The sequence below is a fragment of the Paraburkholderia sp. UYCP14C genome, from assembly GCF_004197395.1.
Lineage (GTDB): Bacteria > Pseudomonadota > Gammaproteobacteria > Burkholderiales > Burkholderiaceae > Paraburkholderia.
Genome location: NZ_SELS01000140.1, coordinates 1 through 7,462 on the forward strand (window position 1 = coordinate 1; position 7,462 = coordinate 7,462).

The window sequence follows — 7,462 nt, forward strand, 5'->3', positions numbered from 1 at the left end:
CGCTACGCTCGCCTCAGCAAGTCAACCCCAAGACGCTAAACATTAACCCCCTTGTTGCACTTCGGCTTGAAACCGCCCTTTGTGAAGGCAGCAAGACCTGCCCGGGCGACCGCCGACGTCGGAAACATCGCGCTTGGCTCAAACGCCCACGCCGTCGAGATGTTGATGATGACACCGGCGCGCTGGTTTTTCATGTGCGGCACGACGAGGCGGGTCGGTCGGACCACGTTCAGGAAGTATGTGTCGATTCCCTGGTGCCACTGCTCATCGGAAAGCTCGAGGAGCGCGGCGCGTGGACCGTGCCCTGCGCTGTTGACTAGCACGTCGATGCGTCCCCAGCGCGAAATGGCCAGGTCGACCAGTTTGGCAATGTCGTCATTCGACTGATTCGAACCGGTCACACCAATACCGCCAAGCTCCGATGCCAGCGCCTCGCCTTTGCCTGAAGATGACAGCACCCCGACCTTGTAGCCATCGGCGCTGAGCCGTCGGGCAACGGCCGCGCCCATACCCGAACCACCTGCCGTGACCAGCGCAACTTTCTCGTCTGCCATGTTGGCTTCCTCCAACTATCGTTAAAAAGACAGGCACGTCTTCGTTGAGATGCCCGGATGAGATTGAGTCGGACGCGGCGAGACTCCCCCGGGGCGAACCGGCACTACAGCGCGCGAATCTCGTTGTAGAGTGACTCGCTGAGAACCACACCATCGGCAATGCTTCGAGCGCGCGCCGCGAATCTTCGTTGTGAAGGTAATCTCGCCCCTTGCTCCACAATCTTATCGAGCAGAAGCTCCGCGTGCTCCTGATTCTCCCGAGCTGTGCCAACAGCGAAGCGCTCCAGCGAAAACGCAAGTATCAGCTCTCCTCGAGGCAGCGGCACCCCAGTTTCAGCATAAGACTGCAACGACTCGAAACTCATCGAGTCGCTCAATAGAGGTCCGGCAAGAAGCTCAATCATCACCGATAGCGCCGAGCCCTTGTGCGAACCGAATGTGAGCAAGGCGCCCTCCAGTGCCTTCGCGGGGTCACTGGTCGGCCGACCGCTTTCGTCGAGCGCCCAGCCGTCAGGCAGCGACTCCCCTTTCTTTCGGGCAAGTTCAACTTCGCCGCGGGCGACCACACTCGTAGCAAAATCGAAGACAAACGGATTTTTACCCTGTCGAGGCCAGGCGAACGCGAACGGATTGTTTCCGAGCAGTGGCTTCGTTCCTCCTGCCGGAGCGACACAGGGGTGGGCGGGCGTCATCGCCATGGCAGCGACACCATGCCCAGCCAGGTGTTCGACTTCCTGCCAGAGAGCGGAGAAGTGGTAGCAATGATTGATGGCCAACGCGGCGATACCGCTCTCTTTCGCTTTGCGAACGAGCAGTGCGGCGGCCTTTTCGAATGCCACCTGCGCGAATGTCGACTTCGCATCGACACGCACCAACCCCGGAGCTACGTCAACGATGTCCGGCTCAGTGTTCCCCAAAACCTTCCCGGAACGCAAGGCGTTGACGCAGGTAAGCAGCCGATACACGCCGTGAGAATGGCACTCGTCTCGCTGCCCTGCCACCAACGACTTTGCGACCGCAGTTGCGTGGGATTGAGACATTCCGTTGCGCAGAAGCACGTCACACGTAAGCCTATCCAACTCATCGAGATTCAGGCGGACCGTGCTGGATTCCATCAGGGAGACTCACGCGTTATATGTTTTGCTCGATCCGACCTTACATTGAATCGTCGTCGAGCGGAGACTTCGGCGTCACATCGCTGTTTTGCGAATCCTGCTAGCGGATATAGCTACCACCGTTCACATCGAGAGTCGCGCCGTTCAGCGACGCTTGCGATGGCCGCAAGACAAAGCAAACCAGTTCTGCCACTTCCGACGGTGCAGCCATTTTGCCGATCGGGATATCGGCGACTGCCGTGGACATTCCATGTTTTTCAACGAAGTCCTCTGCCATATCGGTTAGCACCCACCCAGGCGAGATATTCACAGCGGTTATGCCGTCGGCCCCAAATGAGCGCGCGATAGATTTCGTCAGATTCGCAAGCGCAGCCTTGGTCGCACCATAAGGCATGGCATTGGCCGCATAGCCCCGTTGGGCCGCCCGACTCGACATGTTGACGATTCGCCCACCGCCGTGCAGTTTGAAGTGTTTGACCGCTTCACGACATAAGTCCGCTGCAGCGAAAACATTTACCTGAAACTCCATCTGCCAAACGGCGCGCCACTCCGCAGGGCTGGCGTCGACCGTAACTTCGGTACGAATACCAGCATTGTTGATGAGGCCGTGAATGCGACCAGCAATGTCGACGGCTCCGCGCCAGAGTTCAAAAGGGCCGTCGGCAGTCGACAGATCGCCCTGAATGATTGCGCCGTTGCCTTCGATGCGAGCTAGAAGTGACAGCGCTTTCGCTCTGTCACGACCGTAGTGGATGATTGGCCGCGCGCCTTCAGAAGCGAGCCGCTCGACGATGGCAGCGCCAATACCGCCCGTAGCGCCGGTGACGAGAATAGTTTGGCCATCAAGCGGTTTGTTCAATTCAATCCCTCTGCCTAAGCACTCGCCGGCGGTTCCCCAGTGCCGCCAAGCTCCGCAACCTGATAGGGCGTCTTCGCCGGATTAACGCAGCTGATGGAGCCCCCTCGATACCGAGGGGCCCTCAACGGTCATTGCATTAACTCTTGATGTACCAGCCCCAAGGTTCCTCGCTGACGAACCTGGTTACCTGCTTGGTCTCAAGGTAGTTATCGAGGCCCCAGCGACCTAGTTCGCGGCCGATGCCAGATTGCTTGTAACCTCCCCACGGGGCTTCGGTGAATGTTGGCTGCGAGCAGTTAATCCAGACAATGCCGGCACGGAAGGCGGCGGCAACCCGTTCAGCGCGTGCATCATTCTTCGACATCACAGCCGCGGCAAGACCGAAGCGTGAATCATTGGCGAGCGCGACGGCCTCTTCCTCAGTCTCAAACGGGCGCACGCAGACTACCGGACCAAAAATCTCCTCGACCCATGCATCGCTGTCGAGCGGCACATTCGTGAGGATGGTCGGACGCAGGTAGTAGCCCTTGTCGAAGCCTTCAGGGCGTGTCCCACCCGCCGCAACCGTAGCACCCGCTGCCTTCGCGGCTTCGATGGCTGCCACGACCTGTTCGTGTTGGCGCTTCGAAACCAACGGTCCAAGAAGGACACCGTCGTCAAGGCCGTTGCCAACCTTGATGCGGTTCGTTTCTTCAATCAGTCGTGCAAGCAGCTTGTCGTAGATACCCTTTTGCACCAGGACGCGCGACGTGGCCGAGCAGACCTGCCCCTGGTTCCAGAAAATGCCGAACATGATCCATTCGACGGCCTGTTCAATATCAGCATCCTCGAAAACAACGAAAGGCGACTTGCCACCGAGCTCGAGGCTCACGCGCTTGATGTCGCGTGCTGCGGCCGCCATGATTTGCGAACCAATCGGACCAGATCCTGTGAAGGCCAGCTTGTCCACACCCTTGTGGTCAATGATTGCCTGACCGGCAACCGAGCCCGAGCCCGTGAGGATATTCAGCACGCCAGGCGGCAGTTCCGCTTCGTGCGCAATTGCTGCCAGCTCCAATGCCGTCAGCGACGTCACTTCCGCAGGCTTCAGAACGACGGTGCAGCCAGCAGCGAGTGCAGGCGCCACTTTCCATGCCGCCATCAACAATGGGTAATTCCACGGGATGATTGCGCCCGCGACACCGATGGGCTCCTTCACGGCCTTCGACGTGAATCGGCCGTCTGACAGCTGGATTTTTTCTTCAGGGTGGTTGTCGAGCTCTTCTGCGAGACCCGCGTAATACTCGAAGCAGCCGGCAGCATCACCAATGTCCCACATTGCTTCCGGAAACGGCTTGCCGTTATCGATGGATTCAAGACGCGATATTTCTTCCTGACGCTTGCGGATGCCCTTCGCAATGGCTCGAAGGTATTTCGCGCGTTGAGCGCCGCTCAGCTTGGGCCAGCCGTCGTGGTCGAACGCCCGACGCGCGGCCTTGACGGCAATGTCCACATCCTCAGCCGAGGCAGCGCTGATTGTCTGAATCACTTCTTCCGTTGCCGGATTGATGACATTGCGCGTCTCGCCGTTGAGCGCTTTGACCCACTTACCGTCGATGTAAAGTTCGTTTCGCATAAAGATTGCCTTGTCGATAGTTCAAATCAGTTAAAACCGGTCGACGCGATACGGCCTCATGTCCACGGGCGGCGTAACGCCTGTGATGAGGTCGGCCATCAATCGGCCCGTGGTCGCGCCATACGTGAGTCCAAGGTGTCCGTGCCCCGTGGCGTAAAACACGTTGCGACGCCTGGCCGACCGCCCCATGACAGGGACCGTGTCCGGAAGGGCTGGCCGATGACCCATCCACTCGCTGGTCTGTTCGGCCTTGAGTTCAGGAAGCGCCTCTTTCGCTCTCTTCACGAGAACCTTCGCCCGTCGATAGTCCGGGGGCGCGTCGAGGCCTGCCATTTCCACGGTGCCGCCGACGCGAATTCCACCTGCAGTGGGCGTGACCATGAAGGCTTTGGCGGGCCAGATGATCGAATGCTTCATGGAGATGCCCGGCGCCATGATCTGCGTGTGGTAGCCGCGCTCGGTTTCGAGCGGGATGTGCTCATTCAGTAACGCGGAGAGGCGACCGGTGAATGCTCCTGCGGCCAGCACAACCTGGCTCGCCTGCAGCAGGCGACCGTCTTTGAGTCTCACCGCCGCGACCCCATCTTCGGCATGCTCGAAGCCGCCGACTTCGCCTTGTTCGATTCGACCGCCGAGCACCTTGAACCGATCTGAAAGCGCTACGACCAGCTTGTATGGGTCCGCGATAGACCGGTTGTCCGGAAAGAGAACGGCCTTCCCGATTTTGTGCGTGAGCGCGGGCTCCAGGTCACGAATGGCACTCCCATCCAGGACCTGATGCTGAAATCCAAAGCGCTCAAGGATTTCGATATGCTCGCGGTCGGCCCGGAACTCCGCCTCGTCGGTGTACAGGCTGAGGCAGCCTTCCTTGCTCAGCATGTGCTCGAGGCCGGTTTCCTTGAGAAGAGCGTCCAGGTCTTCGTAGACTCGACCGCACAGGACTGCTCCTGCGGCTTCCAGCTCACGCAGCTTCGAAGGCCGGCTCGCGGAGAGAAATCGCATGAACCACGGCATGAGCTTCGGCATGTAGCCGGGTCGAATCCGTACTGGACCTTCCGGGTCCAGCATCCACTTCGGCATTTGCGCCCAAACTCCCGGGCGCGATGCCGGCATGAATTCCGTCACTGCAATACTGGCCATGTTGCCGAACGACGCCCCTTTACCAGGCGCGTCCCGGTCGACAAGTACAACCGATTGGCCGCGTCGCTGCAGGTCGTACGCGATGGTGGTTCCAATGATTCCAGCGCCGATGACAACGATAGGTGCCACAAATACTCTCCGCGAACGCTTGCAAATGACTGGAGATCTCGCTCCAGACGCCAATGACCACTACCAGTTCAGGATGGGCTCCATCGCTGCGCGGAATGCCTTCTTTTCTTCGTCGGTCAATTCGCCCAGCGGCGCACGGGCCTGACCAACCGGCGTGCCCTGCAGTTCGCAGCCGTATTTGATTTTCTGGACGAACTTGCCGCTCTCGAGGATGTTCATCGCACGGTAGAGCGTTGCCATCATTTCACGCGCCTTCTCCAGCTCACCGGAGCGGAACGCGCGGTCAAGGTCGCAGCAAGCCTTCGCCATGCAGTTGGCCGGACCACAGATCCAGGTGTCCGCTCCCCAGAACATGAAATCGAGCGCGACGTCATCGGAACCGGAGATGAGGTCAATGCGGCCCTTGTAGCGCGAGTAGATGTCGATCGCGCGCTGGAGAACGCCCGAACTTTCCTTGATGCCGATGACGCGCGGGTCATCAGCAAGCGCGTCCATCAGCTCGAACGAGATTTCGATGCCATCCTTGGGCGGATAGTTATAGAGGATGAGATTGACGCCGGTCTCGTCCAGCACGGTCCGGTAGTGCGCAAGGAGTTCTTCCTGCGTCGGACGCGTGTAAAACGGCGTTGCCAGAAGGACCGTGTCGTAGCCGATTTCCTTTGCTTTCGCCGTGTTCTCGATAACTTCTCGGGTTGCTGGAGCGTTCGTGCCGGCGATGAGGGCCTCATTGCCGTTGGCGAAGTCCTTCACGAACCGGAGCACCTCTTCGCGCTCTTCGTTCGACATCGAAAAGTATTCGCCGGTCGAGCCCAAGGGTACCCAACCGGTCACTCCTGCAGCACGCAGATTGAGCATGTGCTTCTCGAGCGCCTTAAAGTCGACCTTGTTATTCGCGTCAAACGGCGTCACCAATGCCGGCATCACACCAGACAATTTCATCTCATTCTCCATCAAAACTTTGCCATGATTTCCGAAGCCTTCGGAGTTGGGCCGCCGCTTCGGTCCAACAAATGCTTTGCACCCAATTCCGAGTCAATCTGCGACGCCGCCCCCATTAGTAGTCCTCCGTGTGGGTGCGATACCGCTTGCCCTGAGAACCGGTTCGAGGTGAGCGCCAGGTCTTACCCTGACTGATGCGTCAGCGGCACTTGGCCCCGGCGGCTGGCGTCGAGGCAGCCTTTCAAATACACGACTCGGTATGTTTTGTTGTGTGCAAGCATGTATGCAGTCTAGGAAGGTCATCTTCTCGTGTCAACTTGGCGATTGCCCTACCCTGTCTTTGGTAAGAGTCTGCTTTCTCGACGTAGCCGGCTTGGTTATTCTTCAATCGAAATGGGCGATAAACAGTAAAAATCACTCACCCACATGGAAAACTATCACGCAGGCAATTGTGATTTGCTGGTCCGTTCCTACCGTTCAGGCTTCCTGGAGCCTTGGAGTGGCCGTCCAACCCACCGACTTGCGCGGCAATCGCGAGGCCAGCCGTGATGTCAGCGACCGCCTCAACGAGAATGTTGCCAACGCCAGCGTGACCGTCAAAATCAAGGCGCCGGGATTTTAAAATTCAACCTGTGCAAACGGGCTGGCGTTATCGAGCCAGTCAAATCGCGGTCTACTGTGCCGCCAGGCGCGTCAGGATGGTTTGATGTTGCTGTGTCCCCTTCGATGGGGTTGCTGGAAGCATGGCTCTCTGCCGGTGCCCGCGCACCCTCAATGGCGCGTTCCTGAGCAGCCGTACTGTCGTCGAGATTTGTACGAGTCATTAGTGGGTTCCTTGTCTGGTAGCACGGGAATCGATTGCATTCGAAGTCGCCTTCCGCGGATCGGACTGGGATTGGTAATCTGGAGGCAAAAAAAGGGCCGGCGCCCTCGGTACGGAGCCGGCCGAAATCACTCACGCTTCTCGCTTACCCACAGTGAGTTCACCCCTGAAGAATCAAATCGGTCCTAACCTGCGCTGGAATTACTTTGCGACCGGCATCGTGAATTCAGCGCCCTTGCTGATGCTGTCGGGCCAGCGCTGCATCACGCTCTTGTACCGGGTATAGAA

The 7,462-nt window shown here is 58.7% G+C and carries 7 protein-coding genes; 1 reads left to right on the top strand and 6 read right to left on the bottom strand.

Going from position 1 to position 7,462, the window contains the following annotated elements; genetic code table 11:
• Window positions 1–35: 35 nt before the first annotated feature.
• The 6 genes from EVC45_RS42925 to dapA form a co-directional block, all read right to left on the bottom strand.
• The gene (locus tag EVC45_RS42925) at window positions 36–554 is read right to left on the bottom strand and encodes an SDR family NAD(P)-dependent oxidoreductase (RefSeq protein WP_211193581.1); all 519 of its coding nucleotides are present in this window, start codon (window positions 552–554) and stop codon (window positions 36–38) included.
• A gap of 104 nt (window positions 555–658) precedes the next feature.
• Window positions 659–1,669 carry an Ldh family oxidoreductase gene (locus EVC45_RS42930; protein ID WP_129964136.1) on the bottom strand — a complete coding sequence of 337 codons (1,011 nt, stop codon included), beginning with the start codon at window positions 1,667–1,669 and terminating at the stop codon, window positions 659–661.
• A 100-nt stretch (window positions 1,670–1,769) separates the two neighbouring features.
• On the bottom strand, window positions 1,770–2,528 hold the full coding sequence (locus EVC45_RS42935; protein ID WP_129964137.1) for an SDR family NAD(P)-dependent oxidoreductase: 759 nt from the start codon (window positions 2,526–2,528) through the stop codon (window positions 1,770–1,772).
• Window positions 2,529–2,664: 136 nt separating this feature from the next.
• Window positions 2,665–4,143: an aldehyde dehydrogenase family protein gene (locus EVC45_RS42940; RefSeq protein WP_129964138.1), complete on the bottom strand. Its 1,479-nt coding sequence runs from the start codon at window positions 4,141–4,143 to the stop codon at window positions 2,665–2,667.
• A 30-nt stretch (window positions 4,144–4,173) separates the two neighbouring features.
• The gene (locus tag EVC45_RS42945) at window positions 4,174–5,412 is read right to left on the bottom strand and encodes an FAD-binding oxidoreductase (protein WP_129964139.1); all 1,239 of its coding nucleotides are present in this window, start codon (window positions 5,410–5,412) and stop codon (window positions 4,174–4,176) included.
• Window positions 5,413–5,472: 60 nt separating this feature from the next.
• Window positions 5,473–6,351 (bottom strand): 4-hydroxy-tetrahydrodipicolinate synthase, encoded by an 879-nt coding sequence (gene dapA, locus EVC45_RS42950; RefSeq protein ID WP_129964140.1) that lies wholly within the window; start codon window positions 6,349–6,351, stop codon window positions 5,473–5,475.
• Window positions 6,352–6,850: 499 nt separating this feature from the next.
• Between dapA and EVC45_RS47835 the strand changes: the two genes are divergently transcribed.
• Window positions 6,851–6,973: a hypothetical protein gene (locus EVC45_RS47835; RefSeq protein ID WP_306770873.1), complete on the top strand. Its 123-nt coding sequence runs from the start codon at window positions 6,851–6,853 to the stop codon at window positions 6,971–6,973.
• Window positions 6,974–7,462 lie beyond the last annotated feature (489 nt).

Excerpts from the sequence above, each read along its gene's own strand:
- EVC45_RS42925 (WP_211193581.1), bottom strand. The coding sequence starts at position 554 with ATGGCAGACGAGAAAGTTGCGCTGGTCACGGCAGGTGGTTCGGGTATG.
- EVC45_RS42930 (WP_129964136.1), bottom strand. The coding sequence starts at position 1,669 with ATGGAATCCAGCACGGTCCGCCTGAATCTCGATGAGTTGGATAGGCTT.
- EVC45_RS42940 (WP_129964138.1), bottom strand. The coding sequence starts at position 4,143 with ATGCGAAACGAACTTTACATCGACGGTAAGTGGGTCAAAGCGCTCAAC.
- dapA (WP_129964140.1), bottom strand. The coding sequence starts at position 6,351 with ATGAAATTGTCTGGTGTGATGCCGGCATTGGTGACGCCGTTTGACGCG.